Here is a 16,277-nt window from a genome sequence, read left to right as displayed (position 1 = left end):
ATTATTTTTCCCTGACCAAATTTATTTGCCGTTATAATTTACCTGGGTGATTACAACGGGAAATAACGTTTTGCGCCGGTTTTACACCCTGTGGCTCTCACGCATCGCCAGGTAGTCGAGGAGCGCGCCCGTGAGGATCCCGGTCAGCGCCAGCAGCGCGCCGATGTCCAGCAGGAGCAGGCTATACGGCAATGCAAGGGTGGTCGTGGCATTGACGATCGCCAGGATAAGCCACAGCGCCAGGGCCAGACATCCCACCAGCAATATTCTTAACGCGAAGCGATAGGCTAACGGGAAACGCGTCCGAACCATAAAGTGTTCCGTCTGCTGGGTATATTCCAGCGAGCGACGACAGAGTAATAACAACAGCAGGCCCGGAATAGCCGCAAAGACGGAGAAGAGATAAAACTCAGCCCAACCGTGCGCTTCCACAAACCAGCCCGCGATAGGACCGACGTAAACCCGGCCGACGGCGGAGAGCGCGGAGAGCAGGGCGAACTGGGTCGCGGAAAAAGATTTGTTGCACAGCGTCATCAGCAGGGCGACAAACGCAGCCGTTCCCATCCCGCCGCACAGATTTTCAAAGAACACCGCCGTCGCCATGCTGAGCATATGCTTGTCGGTGATGGAGAGTAGCCAGTAACCCGCATTCGACACCCCCTGCAGAATGCCGAAGATCAGCAGTGCGCGGAACAGGCTCAAACGCTGCATCAGCACGCCGCCATACAGCGCGCCGATAATGGTGGCAATCAGCCCCAGCGTCTTATTCACCACTCCCACTTCGCCGGCATCGAAGCCCACTCCACGGATCAAAAAGGTCGTGGTCAGGCTCATGGCAAAGGCATCACCAAGCTTATACAACACAATCAGCAGCAGAATGAGCCAGGCATTGTTGCGGCCAAAGAAGTCGCGCAGCGGTTCGGCAACCGCCTGCTCGAGGGAGCGGGGTACAGGAATAACATCACTCGGCTCAGGGGCGAGGAAGGTTGCGATCATGCACGGGATCATCAGGGCGGCCATCAGCCAGTACATGCCCTGCCAACCGAGATAGCGGTCTGCCAGCCATAGCGCCAGCCCGCCGGAGACCAGCATCCCCAGGCGGTAGCCCAGCACGCTGATAGCGGCCCCGGTGCCGCGCTCTTCGGCCGAGAGCACGTCCGTTTTCCAGGCATCAAAAACGATATCCTGCGACGCGGAGCAGAAGGCAATCACCACCGCCAGCGCGGCCATCCAGCGCAGCTGCGATGCGGGTTCCAGGAAACCCATCGCGGCAATCGCCAGCAGCAGCATCGCCTGGGTCATCAGCAACCAGCCACGACGCCTGCCGAGGAACGGCGGGGTATAGCGGTCCATCATCGGCGACCATAAGAACTTGAAGACATAGGCCTGGCCGACCAAAGAGAAGAAGCCGATGGTTTTAAGATCGATATTTTCGACGGTCATCCACGCCTGTAACGTGCCCGATGTTAAAGCAAGGGGTAAACCGGAGGCGAAACCGAGGATCAGCAGGATAGCTGATTTAGGCTGCTGGAAAATACGTAAGTATTGACTGGACATGGGCAGGTTAGCTGACCCGACCGGGGGTCGGGTCAGCAGGCAGAATTAACGTGCGTTCTGCTTGATGAACTCGTGAATGCTGGTGTCCTGCGCCATATCGGCGATGGTGTCGGTCAGCACGCTGTTCACGGCATTAGCGATATTGGTGTTGGTGGCCTGGAATGCGCCTTCAACCGAGTAGCTTGCACGGTAGTTCTTGTTCATCTTGTTGCCGTTCTTCGCGGTGGCGATGATGGCGATATCGGCTTTGGTCGCGATGTTGTAGCGCACGTTGCCCTGAGAGACGTCTGCGTACAGGTTGTTGACGATAATCTGCAGATCAACCGCGCCGCTTGGGCCGACCATGTAGCCGCGTGCGGTCATTTGCTTCTCGAGCACTTCCTGCAGCAGGAAGCGCAGATCGCGGGACGCCGTCAGCGTGACCAGCTGGTTATCACGGGTGACTTTCGCCAGCGCCTGGTCTGTGCGCTGATCCGCGCCGTTAATGCTGACGGTAACGCCCATCAGGCTTGGATCCTGCTGCGGCAGCGAGATCTTAGGAGACACATCAATGGTCGTCGGTGGGGTAGCGCAGCCGGCCAGCATAAACAGGGCGACTAAAGGGAAAATGAGTTTTTTTAACATGTTCAGGCTCTCAACGAATCGTAAGCATATATAGAAAAAAATTGCCGCCATCATAACATCGCCAACGGCGAGGGGAAGTGGTCAACGCATGTAAATTCATCGCCTTGTCTGAAAACTGACCATCTGAAACGCTTTTCCGTTATCCGGGCGATAAAACGGCTCTCCCCTTATAGGACTTCATATGGTTGAATGAGAAAATCAGATGAAAGCTAAATTTTTGTTGTCTTCTTGTTATGCAAGCGGTAAAAGCGGCTAACATTTAAAGGGATGGGTGACATCTCAGCGTTGTCGGAGGAGTAATTTCATGATGATACGTGAACAGATTGAAGATAAGTTAAGGGCGGCGTTCGAACCTGTGTTCCTTGAAGTCGTCGACGAAAGCTATCGTCATAACGTACCGGCAGGCTCTGAGAGCCACTTTAAAGTGGTGCTGGTCAGCGATCGTTTCGCTGGTGAGCGTTTTCTGAATCGGCACCGTATGATTTACGGAACCCTGACGGAAGAGCTCTCGACCACGGTCCATGCGCTGGCGTTGCACACTTATACGATCAAAGAGTGGAAGGGCTTGCAGGATACGATTTTCGCATCGCCACCGTGCCGGGGAGCCGGGACAATCGCATAATAAATCCTGTTTGCAACAGCGGGAGCTTTTCCAGTATGTTGCATAAAGATTACGTCAAAACGGCCTGCGGGCCGTTTTGTTTTGTCCGGGTTTTGAGCCGGTGGCGCGATTTTAAGGCCGAAAATAGCCTGAAAGTGTGAAAAAAGCCGCAGCAACATGCGCCAACCGTTCTCGACTCACTAAAGTGATGCCGCTATAATGCCGCGTCTTAATATGAATGTCTTCGGGATGATTCTGGCGACAGGGAATGTGAATCTGCTAAGAGAGCATCCCGGTATTGCGAGGCAAATTCAGAGTTGACCGAGCACTGTGATTTTTTTGAGGTAACAAGATGCAAGTTTCAGTTGAAACCACTCAAGGCCTTGGCCGCCGTGTAACGATTACAATCGCTGCTGACAGCATCGAAAACGCTGTAAAAAGCGAGCTGGTCAACGTAGCAAAGAAAGTCCGTATTGACGGCTTCCGCAAGGGCAAAGTACCGATGAATGTCGTTGCTCAGCGTTATGGCGCTTCTGTTCGCCAGGACGTGCTGGGTGACCTGATGAGCCGCAACTTCGTTGACGCGATCATCAAAGAAAAAATCAATCCAGCCGGTTCCCCGACCTATGTTCCGGGCGAATACAAACTGGGCGAAGACTTCACCTACGCAGTAGAGTTCGAAGTGTACCCGGAAGTTGAGCTGAAAGGTCTGGACGCGATCGAAGTTGAAAAACCAATCGTTGAAGTGACTGAAGCCGACGTTGACGGCATGCTGGATACCCTGCGTAAGCAGCAGGCAACCTGGAAAGATAAAGACGGCGCTGCGGATGCAGAAGACCGTGTCACCATCGACTTCTCCGGCTCTGTAGACGGCGAAGAGTTCGAAGGCGGCAAAGCGTCTGACTTCGTACTGGCGATGGGCCAGGGTCGTATGATCCCAGGCTTTGAAGAGGGTATCAAAGGCCACAGCGCAGGCGAAGAGTTCACCATCGACGTGACCTTCCCGGAAGAATACCACGCTGAAAACCTGAAAGGTAAAGCGGCGAAATTCGCCATTACCCTGAAGAAAGTTGAAGACCGCGAACTGCCAGAACTGACTGCAGATTTCATCAAACGTTTCGGCGTTGAAGATGGTTCTGTTGAAGGCCTGCGTGCAGAAGTGCGTAAAAACATGGAACGCGAGCTGAAAGGCGCCGTGCGTAACCGCGTTAAGTCTCAGGCGATCGACGGTCTGGTTAAAGCTAACGAAATCGAAATCCCTGCGGCCCTGATCGACAGCGAAATCGACGTTCTGCGTCGCCAGGCTGCACAGCGTTTCGGTGGCAACGAGAAACAAGCTCTGGAACTGCCTCGTGAGCTGTTCGAAGAGCAGGCTAAACGCCGCGTTGTTGTTGGTCTGCTGCTGGGCGAAGTGATTCGTACCCACGAGCTGAAAGCTGACGAAGAGCGCGTTAAAGGTCTGATCGAAGAGATGGCTTCTGCCTATGAAGATCCGTCAGAAGTGGTTGCTTTCTACGGCAGCAACAAAGAGCTGATGGAAAACATGCGCAACGTAGCTCTGGAAGAGCAGGCTGTTGAAGCCGTTCTGGCCAAAGCGAAAGTGTCCGAAAAAGCCACTTCTTTCAACGAACTGATGAACCAACAGGCTTAATTCTGCCTGCTTCGTTTAAAGTTTGAGCAAAAAACCCGTTGCCTCCCGGCGGCGGGTTTTTTTTATCACAGTTATAAATCCCAAAGCGTGATAAAACGCTTTTTCAGTGTTAGCGTTAAAACAAAAGATTGTTATGCTTGAAATAGGGCTGAGCCGCCCCCATTAGTGGGGAAGCAGTATTAAAGAGACTGGCTGATAATCCGTCCGCAAGGTTACAATCAGTACAGCAGGTATTTTCATTTTTTATCCAGGAGACGGAAATGTCATACAGTGGCGAACGAGATAACTTTGCACCCCATATGGCGCTGGTGCCAATGGTTATTGAACAGACCTCTCGAGGTGAACGTTCTTTTGATATCTACTCCCGTCTGCTTAAAGAACGCGTTATCTTCATGACTGGCCAGGTGGAAGACCACATGGCGAACCTGATCGTCGCGCAGATGCTGTTTCTGGAAGCGGAAAACCCGGAAAAAGACATTTACCTGTACATCAACTCCCCTGGTGGCGTGATCACTGCCGGGATGTCCATTTACGATACCATGCAGTTCATCAAGCCTGATGTGAGCACCATTTGTATGGGCCAGGCGGCATCGATGGGCGCATTCCTGCTGACCGCAGGGGCGAAAGGCAAGCGTTTCTGCCTGCCAAACTCGCGCGTAATGATTCACCAGCCGCTGGGTGGTTACCAGGGCCAGGCGACAGATATTGAAATTCATGCCCGTGAAATCCTGAAGGTCAAAGGACGCATGAATGAACTTATGGCTCACCATACGGGTCAATCACTAGAGCAGATCGAGCGTGATACCGAGCGCGATCGCTTCCTGTCCGCACCAGAGGCAGTTGAGTACGGCTTAGTCGACTCCATTTTGACCCACCGTAATTGATGCCCACGGCGCGGGTGTGCCGCTATACTATGGTAGGGCGGCACTTTGCTTACCAGCAGCCTGCGTCTGAGAATGGCATTTGCGTCGTCATGTGCGGCACAAAGAACTTAAAAAGAGGTTTTGACTCATGACAGATAAACGCAAAGATGGATCGGGCAAACTGTTGTACTGCTCTTTTTGCGGCAAAAGCCAGCATGAAGTGCGCAAACTGATTGCCGGGCCATCCGTGTATATCTGCGACGAATGTGTCGACTTATGTAACGACATCATCCGCGAAGAGATTAAAGAAGTCGCACCACACCGTGAGCGCAGCGCGTTACCTACGCCGCATGAGATCCGTCATCATCTTGATGACTATGTCATCGGCCAGGAACAGGCGAAAAAGGTGCTGGCAGTGGCGGTATACAACCACTACAAACGTCTGCGTAATGGGGATAACAGTAACGGCGTTGAGCTGGGCAAAAGTAACATTTTGCTGATCGGCCCAACCGGTTCCGGTAAAACCCTGCTGGCAGAAACGCTGGCGCGTCTGCTGGATGTTCCGTTTACCATGGCGGATGCCACCACCCTGACCGAAGCCGGTTATGTGGGTGAGGATGTGGAAAACATCATCCAGAAACTGCTGCAGAAGTGCGATTACGACGTACAGAAAGCCCAGCGCGGTATCGTGTATATCGATGAGATCGATAAAATCTCGCGTAAATCCGATAACCCGTCGATTACCCGTGACGTGTCCGGTGAAGGTGTGCAGCAGGCGTTGCTGAAACTGATCGAAGGCACGGTTGCCGCTGTTCCGCCGCAGGGAGGCCGTAAGCATCCGCAGCAGGAGTTCCTGCAGGTTGATACGTCCAAAATCCTGTTTATCTGTGGCGGTGCGTTTGCCGGCCTGGATAAAGTCATTGCTAACCGTGTTGAAACCGGCTCGGGTATTGGCTTTGGCGCTACGGTGAAGGCGAAATCTGAAAAAGCGAAAGAGGGCGAACTGCTGACCCAGGTTGAGCCAGAAGATCTGATCAAATTTGGTCTGATCCCTGAGTTCATCGGTCGTCTGCCGGTTGTCGCTACTCTGACAGAACTGAGTGAAGATGCGCTGATTCAGATCCTGAAAGAGCCGAAAAACGCCCTGACCAAGCAGTACCAGGCGTTGTTCAATCTGGAAGGCGTTGAGCTGGAATTCCGTGACGAAGCGCTGGACGCGATTGCCAAGAAAGCGATGGCACGTAAAACCGGTGCGCGTGGCCTGCGTTCGATTGTAGAAGCTGCGCTGCTCGATACGATGTACGATCTTCCTTCAATGGAAGAGGTCGAAAAAGTGGTTATCGACGAGTCCGTTATTGCCGGGCAAAGTAAACCGCTGCTGATTTACGGCACGCCGGAAGCCCAGCAGGCATCTGGCGAATAATTCACCAGGCCATACAAGCAGTTAATCAAAAAGGGGGGATTTAATCCCCCCTTTTATTTTTCCGTAAACATGGCGTTGAATGTGTGGGAATCATCCCCATATACTGGATTACATGTTAATGGTTGCATGAAGCACAGTCCTGCAACCTGCTTACCTGGCGGACACTAAACTAAGAGAGAGCTCTATGAATCCTGAGCGTTCTGAACGCATTGAAATCCCCGTATTGCCGTTGCGCGATGTGGTGGTTTATCCGCACATGGTCATACCCTTATTTGTAGGGCGGGAAAAATCTATCCGTTGCCTTGAAGCCGCCATGGATCATGATAAAAAAATCATGCTGGTTGCGCAGAAAGAAGCATCAACGGATGAGCCGGGTGTAAACGATCTTTTCACCGTCGGGACCGTGGCCTCTATTTTACAAATGCTGAAGCTGCCTGATGGCACCGTGAAGGTGCTGGTCGAGGGGCTGCAGCGTGCGCGTATTACCACGCTATCTGATGATGGCGAACACTTCGCAGCAAAAGCCGAATATCTGGACTCCCCTCAGCTTGATGAGCGTGAGCAGGAGGTACTGGTTCGTACCGCGATCAGTCAGTTTGAAGGCTATATCAAGCTGAACAAAAAAATCCCGCCAGAAGTGCTGACGTCGCTGAACAGCATCGACGATCCTGCACGTCTGGCTGACACCATCGCTGCGCATATGCCGCTGAAGCTGGCTGACAAACAGTCCGTGCTGGAAATGTCCGACGTGAATGAGCGTCTGGAATACCTGATGGCGATGATGGAGTCTGAAATCGATCTGCTGCAGGTTGAGAAGCGTATTCGCAACCGCGTGAAAAAGCAGATGGAGAAATCTCAGCGCGAGTACTATCTGAACGAGCAGATGAAGGCCATTCAGAAAGAACTCGGTGAGATGGATGACGCACCGGACGAAAACGAAGCGCTGAAGCGTAAGATCGACGCGGCGAAAATGCCGAAAGAGGCAAAAGAGAAAGCTGAAGCTGAACTGCAGAAGCTGAAAATGATGTCTCCGATGTCTGCAGAAGCGACCGTTGTCCGCGGCTACATTGAATGGATGGTGCAGGTTCCGTGGAACGCCCGCAACAAGGTCAAAAAAGACCTGCGTCAGGCCCAGGAGATCCTCGATACCGACCACTACGGTCTGGAGCGCGTCAAGGACCGCATCCTTGAGTATCTTGCGGTTCAAAGCCGTGTTAATAAGCTCAAAGGGCCGATTCTGTGCCTGGTCGGGCCGCCGGGGGTAGGTAAAACCTCTCTGGGCCAGTCCATTGCCAAAGCCACCGGACGTAAGTACATCCGTATGGCGCTGGGTGGCGTGCGTGACGAAGCGGAAATCCGCGGTCACCGTCGGACCTATATCGGTTCCATGCCGGGCAAACTGATCCAGAAAATGGCGAAAGTGGGGGTTAAAAACCCGCTGTTCCTGCTGGATGAGATCGACAAAATGTCGTCCGATATGCGCGGCGATCCGGCTTCAGCCCTGCTTGAAGTGCTGGATCCTGAGCAGAACGTGGCGTTCAGCGATCACTACCTGGAAGTGGACTACGACCTCAGCGATGTGATGTTCGTGGCGACCTCCAACTCCATGAATATCCCGGCACCGCTGCTGGATCGTATGGAAGTGATCCGTCTTTCTGGCTACACCGAAGACGAAAAACTGAACATTGCCCGCCGTCACCTGCTGTCGAAGCAGATTGAACGTAACGCACTGAAAGAAAGCGAATTGACCGTTGATGACAGCGCAATTATCGGCATTATTCGTTACTACACCCGTGAGGCGGGCGTGCGTAGCCTGGAGCGTGAAATCTCCAAGCTGTGTCGTAAGGCGGTAAAACAGCTGCTGCTCGACAAGACGTTGAAGCACATTGAAATTAATGGCGACAACCTGCACGAATACCTCGGTGTTCAGCGCTACGACTACGGCCGTGCGGACAGCGAAAACCGCGTAGGCCAGGTGACCGGTCTTGCATGGACGGAAGTGGGCGGCGATCTGCTGACCATCGAAACCGCCTGCGTACCGGGTAAAGGTAAGCTGACCTACACCGGTTCGCTGGGTGAAGTGATGCAGGAGTCCATTCAGGCTGCGCTGACCGTGGTGCGCGCGCGTGCGGAAAAACTGGGTATCAATCCGGACTTTTACGAAAAACGCGATATTCACGTTCACGTGCCGGAAGGGGCAACGCCGAAAGATGGCCCGAGCGCGGGTATCGCAATGTGTAGCGCCCTGGTGTCCTGCCTGACCGGCAACCCAGTGCGCGCCGATGTGGCGATGACCGGTGAAATCACTCTGCGCGGCCAGGTTCTGCCAATTGGTGGTTTGAAAGAAAAACTGCTGGCAGCCCACCGTGGCGGCATTAAAACGGTCCTCATCCCGTATGAGAACAAGCGCGATCTGGAAGAGATTCCGGATAACGTTATCGCCGATCTGGATATCCATCCGGTGAAACGTATTGAGGAAGTTCTGACCCTTGCACTGCAGAACGAGCCTTACGGAATGCAGGTTGTGACCGCAAAATAGTGACCTCGCGCAAAGAGCGTCAATAAAAACAAGGCTGGTGAGCGATTTCGGGCTTGCCAGCCTTTTTTTGTATAGCTAATTTAGATTGCTGATTGGGCCAGCCATCAACAACGGGTGTTGTAAGGTCATGGCAGGCCTGATATAACTGCTGCGCGGTCGCGTTTTGAAGGACTCAGGCGCGATATAAATTATAAAGAGAGGAAGAGAAGAGTGAATAAATCTCAACTGATTGACAAAATTGCTGCGGGTGCTGATATCTCCAAAGCTGCGGCTGGACGTGCGTTAGATGCTTTGATTGCTTCTGTAACCGAATCTCTGCAGGCTGGGGACGACGTGGCGCTGGTAGGTTTTGGTACTTTTGCTGTTAAAGAGCGTGCTGCCCGTACTGGCCGCAACCCTCAGACCGGTAAAGAGATCACCATCGCTGCTGCTAAAGTTCCGGGCTTCCGCGCCGGCAAAGCGCTGAAAGACGCAGTAAACTGATCGCTTTCTTACGTCAGGGAAGTTGAAAAGTACAAGGGCGCATCATTTGATGTGCCTTTTTTGTTTGTCCAGGCCTGATTTATGTGAGTTTATGCGAGTTGTGGGCTGACAATCGCCCCGGTTTCTTGTCACAATACGTCTTTACGCGCTGCGGTCAGGATTTCCGCCAGCGTCAGGTCACCAGTCACCTACAGCGGAGTGTGGTTACACCATGATGGACAGCTTACGCACGGCTGCTAACAGTCTCGTGCTCAAGATTATTTTCGGTATCATTATCGTGTCGTTCATTTTGACCGGCGTGAGCGGATACCTGATTGGCGGTAGTGCAAACTACGCCGCAAAAGTGAACGACCAGGAAATCAGCCGTGGGCAGTTTGAGAATGCATTCGCCGGTGAACGTAACCGCATGCAGCAACAGCTGGGCGATCAGTTCTCTGAACTGGCGGCGAATGAAGGGTACATGAAAAACCTGCGTCAGCAGACGCTGAACCGTCTTATCGACGAAGCGCTGCTGGATCAGTATGCCCGTGAAATCGGTCTGAGCATCAGCGACGATCAGGTTAAGAAAGCCATTTTCTCCACCCCGGCTTTCCAGAATAACGGCAAATTCGATAACACCCGCTATAACGCTATTGTGAATCAGATGGGAATGACGCCGGATCAATACGCTCAGGCGCTACGTAACCAGCTGACCACTCAGCAGTTGATCAACGCCGTAGTGGGCACCGACTTCATGCTCAAAGGCGAAGCGGATGAACTGGCAACGCTGGTTTCTCAGCAGCGCGTCGTGCGTGAAGCCACCTTCGATGTTAACGCCCTGGCTGCTAAGCAGCAGGCGAGCGACGAAGAGGTGAAAAGCTACTACGAGCAGAACAAAAACAACTTCACCGCCCCGGAGCAGTTCCGCGTGAGCTACATCAAGCTGGATGCGGCTGCGATGCAGGAAAACGCCTCCGATACGGAGATTCAGTCTTACTACGATCAGCATCAGGATCAGTTCACTCAGCCACAGCGTAACCGTTTCAGCGTCATTCAGACCAAAACTGAAGCCGACGCTAAAGCGGCGCTGGACGAACTGAACAAAGGCGCTGACTTCGCAACGGTCGCGAAAGAGAAATCCACCGATATCATCTCTGCCAAAAACGGCGGTGATATGGGCTGGCTGGAAGAGGGCACCACGCCGGACGAGCTGAAAAATGCGGGTCTGAAAGAGAAAGGCCAACTTTCTGGTGTGATCAAATCCTCCGTCGGCTTCCTGGTGGTGCGTCTGGATGATATCACCCCTGCGACCACCAAACCGCTGGCTGACGTTCGTGATGACATCGCCGCGAAAGTGAAGCAGGAGAAAGCGCTGGATGGCTTCTATGCGTTGCAGCAGAAGGTGAGCGATGCGGCCAGCAATGATAACGAATCGCTGGCGGGCGCTGAGCAGGCTGCGGGTGCGAAAGCCGTCACTACCGGCTGGTTTGGTCATGACAACCTGCCGGAAGAGCTGAACTTCAAGCCGGTTGCGGATGCCATCTTCAGTGGCGGTCTGGTTGGCGAAAACGGCACTCCGGGCAGCAACTCTGACATCATCACCGTCGACGGCGATCGCGCCTTTGTTCTGCGCGTGAGCGAGCACAAGCCGGAAGCGATTAAGCCGCTGGACGAAGTAAAAGATCAAATCACTGCCCTGGTGAAACATAACAAAGCCGTGCAGCAGGCGAAGCTGGACGCTGAGAAGCTGCTGGCCGAGCTGAAAGCTGGCAAAGGTGACGAGGCGCTGAAAGCGGCTGGCCTGAGCTTTGGCGAGGCGAAGACGCTGAGCCGTACCGGTCAGGATCCGATCAGCCAGGCGGCATTCGGTCTGAGCCTGCCGGCGAAAGACAAGCCGAGCTTTGGTATCGCCAACGATATGCAGGGCAACGTGGTGGTTCTGGCGCTGGACGAAGTGAAAGCGGGCACCATGCCGGAAGCGCAGAAGAAAGCGATGGTTCAGGGTATCACCCAGAACAACGCGCAAATTGCCTTCGAAGCACTGATGAGCAACCTGCGTAAAGAAGCCAAAATCAAGCTGGGCGATATCATCACCCAGCAGTAATTACGTTGCTGCTCGCAAATTTGAGCAACGTACTGCAACACCCAAAGGCCGCTTTCGCGGCCTTTTCCATTTCTGCAATCTGCTGTTTGTCCCGAAAAAGCAGCCCGTTTATGGTGAGTGAGCTGTCAACAAACAAGGAGAACACAGCATGAAACATGGAATCAAAACCCTTTTTATTACGCTTGCCCTTGTCTCTGCCGGGATGAGCCACTGCGCGCTGGCGGCGACACCGGCCGCCAAAACGCAGGTTGCGCAAGGCAAGTCCGATGCCCCGCCCCTCACCACCTCACCCCAGCAGTCGAAAACGACGGAAGCGGAGAAGGGGCGGATCAGCATCAACTCCGCCCCGGCGGAGGAGCTGGCGCGTGTGATGAACGGCGTAGGGCTGAAGAAAGCCCAGGCCATCGTCAGTTACCGTGAAGAGTACGGCCCGTTTAAAACGCTTGATGACCTGAAACAGGTGCCCGGCATGGGCGGGGCGCTGGTGGAGCGGAATCTTGCATTCCTGACGCTGTAATAACTTGCACAGTGGCAAAAATTTGCCAGGATAAAGAGGTCATACCAGTTATGACCTCTGAATCTTATAAATAACAATCTGAAGGCTATTGCGCTATGCAGACTCAAATCAAAGTACGCGGCTACCACCTTGATGTTTACCAACACGTTAATAACGCACGTTATCTGGAGTTTCTCGAAGAGGCGCGCTGGGATGGGCTGGAAAACAGCGACAGCTTTAAGTGGATGACCGAACGGCGTATTGCTTTTGTGGTGGCGAACATCAACATTAACTATCGCCGTCCCGCGGTACTCAGCGATCTTCTTACGGTTACCAGCCAGCTGCAACAGCTGAACGGTAAAAGCGGCGTGTTAAGTCAGGTAGTGACCCTGGAGCCGGAAGGGCAGGTGGTGGCAGATGCGTTAATTACCTTTGTCTGCATCGATTTAAAAACCCAGAAAGCGTTGCCGCTGGAAGGAGAACTGCGTGAGAAGCTGGAGCTGTTAATCAAATAACCCCGCATTTTGATGCCGGGCGAAGCGGAACCTTCCCCCGGCACGGTAGCCCGTATTAGTTAAGGCCGGTTTTCTTTTTCATGGCCGCCATCACGCCGGTTTTATCCGCCAGATAGTGGTTCAGGCCGTTAGCGCGCAGATTGCAGGCGGCGCACTGGCCGCAACCATCGCCCTGAATGCCGTTGTAGCAGGTCAGCGTTTCGTTACGCACCAGATCCAGCTTGCCCCAGTAGTCGGCCAGCGCCCAGGTTTCGGCTTTATCGAGCCACATCAGCGGCGTTTCGAAGCGGATATCTTTGGCCATCCCCAGATTTACGGCATGGTTGAGGGCTTTTACAAATTCGTCGCGGCAGTCCGGGTAGCCGGAGAAATCCGTTTCGCACACCCCGGTAATGATCGCCTCGGCTTTAACCTGGTAGGCGTAGATGGCGGTCAGGGTCAGGAAGAGGATATTACGTCCCGGCACGAAGGTATTCGGGATCCCTTCGGCATCCGGTTCGTAGTCCGGCACCGGAATGCTGTCGCGGGTGAGGCTGCTCACCGCCAGTTCGTTCAGCAGAGTGACATCCAGCACCTTGTGCGCCCGTGCGCCGAGTTTCACCGCCAGTTTCTGCGCGACCTCAATCTCTTCGCTATGGCGCTGGCCATAGTCAAAAGTCACACAGTGGACTTCATCATATTGCTGCAGAGCCTGAACCAGACAGGTGGTGGAGTCCTGGCCTCCACTGAACACGACAACGGCACGTTTCATTAATCTTCCCAACTTATACGGTTAAAAACCTATGGTAACGTCTGCCCGTGACGGCGACCAGCTTCTTCACGCTTTTGGCGCGGGCAGCCAGGCCTCGGTAAAATCAAACCAGCCGCGCGGGTTCAGGCGGATGCCGTTCACGCCCGGCGGGGCACTGATTTGATACTGGTAGTTGAACAGCGGCGTCAGAACGGCACGCTCCATTAATTGCGCGAAGACCTCTTTCAACGCCAGGTGGCGCGCCGCAGCGTCGGGCTGAACCTGAACCGCATCCAGGGTTGCCATCAGGTGCGCGAACTGCGGGGCACTGAGCAGGTGTGGCCACAGCGTATCGCAGCGCAACCACTGCTCAAGGGTGTATTCCGGCGCTTCGCCAATCAGCCTGTCGCCCATCATGATATCGGCCTCCGCCAGGGCGGTGCAGCCATCCCAGGTTTTGGCATCATGGAAAATCACCGTCAGCTGACAGCCCTCCTGCGCCAGGTAGCGTTTAAGCTGCTCCGCCATGGTGTGTAACTCCACCGGCAGGTGATAGATCAGGGTCAGCGTCTCCGGCAGGGCGGTGGTATGCGCCTGCGGCCATTGCGGGATTGTCCAGCCCGGGAGCAACTCCTGGGTCGGGGTGATAAGGTTTTCGTCCAGCGGCAGCGTATGCAGCAGCGAGGTGTGATGAATGATATCGATCAGCCTGCGGGCCTGCGCTTCGCTTAACGTGCCGCTCTGCTTCAGCGTGAGATAGCAAAACCCGAGGCTGATGCTGTTACTGACCAGCCGCAGACTGGCAAGCTCCTCCGGTTCGCCAATGGCGATCTGCACCGGATGGCGGCAGCTGGTGCCTAAATCCTGGTCAAAAAGCTGAGGGGTGATCCAGTATTCGATCGCTTTCAGCAGCGGATGCCCCAGATGGTACTGCTCGTGGCTTTCCAGCCGGACCAGATCCGCATCGTAGATCGCCAGCCGGAAAGGCCCGCTCCCTGTCAGAGGCTGTTCGGGGTGGGCAAGACGGCTGCAGTAGCTTGCCAGGCGGTGCGCCAGCCAGTAATCCGGTTGATGTAACACGAAGGTCAGGCACTGCGGGTGGGTCACCTCAATCTGCTTCACGCTGTTAAACAGTTTGCGCAGCGCGGGTAGGGTGAGCAGCAGCGCCAGCTGGCTCTGGAGCTGGGCCGCCTCAACTTTGTCACCGTTATGCCAGTGTAGCGTGGAGCGAATGTAGAAGTGCCAGCGTAATCCATCGGCGGAAATCTCCCAGTGATGCGCCAGATCGCCCCCCGGCTCGCTGCTGGTATCTTTGAAGCGCGTCAGGCCGGAAAAGATCTGTCCGACCAGATGCTGCTCGGCACGGCCGGGCAAAAAGCCCGGATGGAGCGGGTCGAGGGGCCGGTAATAGGGAATGCGCAGCGTCGGTGTATTGTTCTGCCACTGCCCGCCCAAAAAAGGCTGTAGCAGGGCACGCAGCGCCTGGGGCGCCAGCTGGGCCAGCTCCAGGGCGTTATGCTGCTGGCCGCTTTTCAGCGCCTGTTCCATCATCGTATTGCGCAAGGATTCCGGCGTGACGTGAAAGCGCAGCTCACCGCGCTTACCGCGCCCGGACTGGGCCTGCCAGCTTAGCCAGCCTGCCTCCTGGGCCTGACGCAAAAGCGTACGCACGTGCCGTTCGCTGCAAAAGCAGCGGCTGGCCAGTTCGGCGACGCTGACCTGCTGCGGCGCCCCGGCTGAGGGCTGCCACAGCCGTTGGTACTGATTAAGTCGATTAAGCTGGCGCATAGTAAACCCGGAACAATAATTTCCATCTATTCAGTATTACTTCCGTATATATCACGCAATACTGATGCACAAGTTAACCCCCTCACATTTTTCGGAGTTCCCATGGCGCGGCTGGCTGCATTTGATATGGACGGCACCTTGTTAATGCCGGACCACCGTTTAGGTGACAAGACGCTGAGCACGCTGAAGCGGCTGCATGAGCGCGACATTACGCTCACCTTCGCCACGGGCCGCCACGTGCTGGAGATGCGCCACCTGATGGGCGCGCTTTCCCTCGATGCCTTTCTGATCACCGGCAACGGGACGCGCATTCACTCTCTGGAGGGCGAGGTACTTTATCGTCAGGATTTGGCCCCGGACGTCGCGGAGCAGGTGCTGCATACCACCTGGGACACCCAGGCCAGCATTCACGTATTTAACGACACCGGCTGGTTGACCGGCAAAGAGATCCCGGCACTGCTGGAGGCGCACGTCTACAGCGGCTTCCAGTATCAGCTGACCGATCTGCGCCGTATCCCGGCCCATGCGGTGACCAAAATCTGTTTTTGTGGCGATCACGACGATTTGTGCCGCCTGCGCATTCAGCTCAACGAGGCGCTGGGCAATCGCGCGCATTTAACCTTCTCGGCGATAGATTGCCTTGAGGTGCTGCCGGTCGGGTGCAACAAAGGTTCCGCCCTGGCGGTGCTGAGCGATCATCTGGGCTTAACGTTGCAGGAGTGTATGGCGTTTGGCGATGCGATGAACGATCGCGAGATGTTGGGCAGCGTGGGCCGCGGCCTGATTATGGGCAATGCGATGCCGCAACTGATCGCCGAGCTCTCGCATTTACCGGTTATCGGACACTGCCGCAACGAGGCCGTGTCCCATTTCTTAACCCATTGGCTGGATACACCCGATCTTCCTTATTCCCCCGAATAGTGA

General features: G+C 54.7%; 14 protein-coding genes. 10 read left to right on the top strand and 4 right to left on the bottom strand.

From position 1 onward, the window contains the following. Positions 1 to 81: 81 nt before the first annotated feature. Complete coding sequence (gene ampG / locus V7Q49_RS10715; RefSeq protein WP_333851030.1) at positions 82 to 1,557, bottom strand: muropeptide MFS transporter AmpG; 1,476 nt, start codon at positions 1,555 to 1,557, stop codon at positions 82 to 84. Positions 1,558 to 1,602: 45 nt separating this feature from the next. Beyond that, on the bottom strand, positions 1,603 to 2,181 hold the full coding sequence (locus V7Q49_RS10710; RefSeq protein WP_333851028.1) for a lipoprotein: 579 nt from the start codon (positions 2,179 to 2,181) through the stop codon (positions 1,603 to 1,605). A gap of 304 nt (positions 2,182 to 2,485) precedes the next feature. On the opposite strand from V7Q49_RS10710, the gene bolA reads away from it, so the two are divergent. From bolA to V7Q49_RS10665, 9 genes are all read left to right on the top strand, one after another. Then, on the top strand, positions 2,486 to 2,803 hold the full coding sequence (gene bolA / locus V7Q49_RS10705; protein ID WP_039032378.1) for a transcriptional regulator BolA: 318 nt from the start codon (positions 2,486 to 2,488) through the stop codon (positions 2,801 to 2,803). Between the two features lie 331 nt (positions 2,804 to 3,134). After that, on the top strand, positions 3,135 to 4,433 hold the full coding sequence (gene tig, locus V7Q49_RS10700) for a trigger factor (protein ID WP_333851026.1): 1,299 nt from the start codon (positions 3,135 to 3,137) through the stop codon (positions 4,431 to 4,433). 260 nt (positions 4,434 to 4,693) lie between these two features. After that, complete coding sequence (gene clpP, locus V7Q49_RS10695; protein WP_032616835.1) at positions 4,694 to 5,317, top strand: ATP-dependent Clp endopeptidase proteolytic subunit ClpP; 624 nt, start codon at positions 4,694 to 4,696, stop codon at positions 5,315 to 5,317. A 127-nt stretch (positions 5,318 to 5,444) separates the two neighbouring features. Then, positions 5,445 to 6,719 (top strand): ATP-dependent protease ATP-binding subunit ClpX, encoded by a 1,275-nt coding sequence (gene clpX / locus V7Q49_RS10690; RefSeq protein WP_032616836.1) that lies wholly within the window; start codon positions 5,445 to 5,447, stop codon positions 6,717 to 6,719. A gap of 184 nt (positions 6,720 to 6,903) precedes the next feature. After that, positions 6,904 to 9,258 carry an endopeptidase La gene (gene lon / locus V7Q49_RS10685; protein ID WP_333851022.1) on the top strand — a complete coding sequence of 785 codons (2,355 nt, stop codon included), beginning with the start codon at positions 6,904 to 6,906 and terminating at the stop codon, positions 9,256 to 9,258. A 210-nt stretch (positions 9,259 to 9,468) separates the two neighbouring features. After that, positions 9,469 to 9,741 carry a nucleoid-associated protein HU-beta gene (gene hupB / locus V7Q49_RS10680; protein WP_002444653.1) on the top strand — a complete coding sequence of 91 codons (273 nt, stop codon included), beginning with the start codon at positions 9,469 to 9,471 and terminating at the stop codon, positions 9,739 to 9,741. 211 nt (positions 9,742 to 9,952) lie between these two features. Next, complete coding sequence (ppiD, locus tag V7Q49_RS10675; protein WP_333851017.1) at positions 9,953 to 11,824, top strand: peptidylprolyl isomerase; 1,872 nt, start codon at positions 9,953 to 9,955, stop codon at positions 11,822 to 11,824. Between the two features lie 148 nt (positions 11,825 to 11,972). Beyond that, positions 11,973 to 12,341 (top strand): helix-hairpin-helix domain-containing protein, encoded by a 369-nt coding sequence (locus V7Q49_RS10670; RefSeq protein WP_333851015.1) that lies wholly within the window; start codon positions 11,973 to 11,975, stop codon positions 12,339 to 12,341. A 95-nt stretch (positions 12,342 to 12,436) separates the two neighbouring features. Next, a complete protein-coding gene (locus V7Q49_RS10665; protein ID WP_333851013.1) occupies positions 12,437 to 12,835 on the top strand; it encodes a YbgC/FadM family acyl-CoA thioesterase in 399 nt (132 codons plus the stop codon). A 55-nt stretch (positions 12,836 to 12,890) separates the two neighbouring features. Here the strand turns inward: V7Q49_RS10665 and queC are convergent, their stop codons facing one another. Both queC and V7Q49_RS10655 read right to left on the bottom strand, forming a co-directional pair. After that, positions 12,891 to 13,586: a 7-cyano-7-deazaguanine synthase QueC gene (gene queC, locus V7Q49_RS10660; protein ID WP_333851011.1), complete on the bottom strand. Its 696-nt coding sequence runs from the start codon at positions 13,584 to 13,586 to the stop codon at positions 12,891 to 12,893. Positions 13,587 to 13,652: 66 nt separating this feature from the next. Continuing rightward, positions 13,653 to 15,353, bottom strand: coding sequence for an SgrR family transcriptional regulator (locus V7Q49_RS10655; protein WP_333851009.1), 1,701 nt, complete (start codon positions 15,351 to 15,353; stop codon positions 13,653 to 13,655). A 102-nt stretch (positions 15,354 to 15,455) separates the two neighbouring features. On the opposite strand from V7Q49_RS10655, the gene cof reads away from it, so the two are divergent. Further along, positions 15,456 to 16,274 (top strand): HMP-PP phosphatase, encoded by an 819-nt coding sequence (gene cof, locus V7Q49_RS10650; protein ID WP_333851007.1) that lies wholly within the window; start codon positions 15,456 to 15,458, stop codon positions 16,272 to 16,274. The last annotated feature ends 3 nt before the right edge of the window (positions 16,275 to 16,277 follow it).

It is taken from the genome of Leclercia sp. (assembly GCF_036780805.1).
Taxonomy (GTDB): domain Bacteria; phylum Pseudomonadota; class Gammaproteobacteria; order Enterobacterales; family Enterobacteriaceae; genus Enterobacter.
The sequence above is the reverse complement of the archived record's forward strand: the minus strand, read 5'-3'. Positions and strand labels throughout refer to the sequence as shown.

Bases quoted from the DNA above. Each gene is read 5' to 3' on its own strand.
- ampG (WP_333851030.1), bottom strand. From the start codon at position 1,557: ATGTCCAGTCAATACTTACGTATTTTCCAGCAGCCTAAATCAGCTATC.
- V7Q49_RS10710 (WP_333851028.1), bottom strand. From the start codon at position 2,181: ATGTTAAAAAAACTCATTTTCCCTTTAGTCGCCCTGTTTATGCTGGCC.
- bolA (WP_039032378.1), top strand. From the start codon at position 2,486: ATGATGATACGTGAACAGATTGAAGATAAGTTAAGGGCGGCGTTCGAA.
- tig (WP_333851026.1), top strand. From the start codon at position 3,135: ATGCAAGTTTCAGTTGAAACCACTCAAGGCCTTGGCCGCCGTGTAACG.
- clpP (WP_032616835.1), top strand. From the start codon at position 4,694: ATGTCATACAGTGGCGAACGAGATAACTTTGCACCCCATATGGCGCTG.
- clpX (WP_032616836.1), top strand. From the start codon at position 5,445: ATGACAGATAAACGCAAAGATGGATCGGGCAAACTGTTGTACTGCTCT.
- lon (WP_333851022.1), top strand. From the start codon at position 6,904: ATGAATCCTGAGCGTTCTGAACGCATTGAAATCCCCGTATTGCCGTTG.
- ppiD (WP_333851017.1), top strand. From the start codon at position 9,953: ATGATGGACAGCTTACGCACGGCTGCTAACAGTCTCGTGCTCAAGATT.
- V7Q49_RS10670 (WP_333851015.1), top strand. From the start codon at position 11,973: ATGAAACATGGAATCAAAACCCTTTTTATTACGCTTGCCCTTGTCTCT.
- V7Q49_RS10665 (WP_333851013.1), top strand. From the start codon at position 12,437: ATGCAGACTCAAATCAAAGTACGCGGCTACCACCTTGATGTTTACCAA.
- queC (WP_333851011.1), bottom strand. From the start codon at position 13,586: ATGAAACGTGCCGTTGTCGTGTTCAGTGGAGGCCAGGACTCCACCACC.
- V7Q49_RS10655 (WP_333851009.1), bottom strand. From the start codon at position 15,353: ATGCGCCAGCTTAATCGACTTAATCAGTACCAACGGCTGTGGCAGCCC.
- cof (WP_333851007.1), top strand. From the start codon at position 15,456: ATGGCGCGGCTGGCTGCATTTGATATGGACGGCACCTTGTTAATGCCG.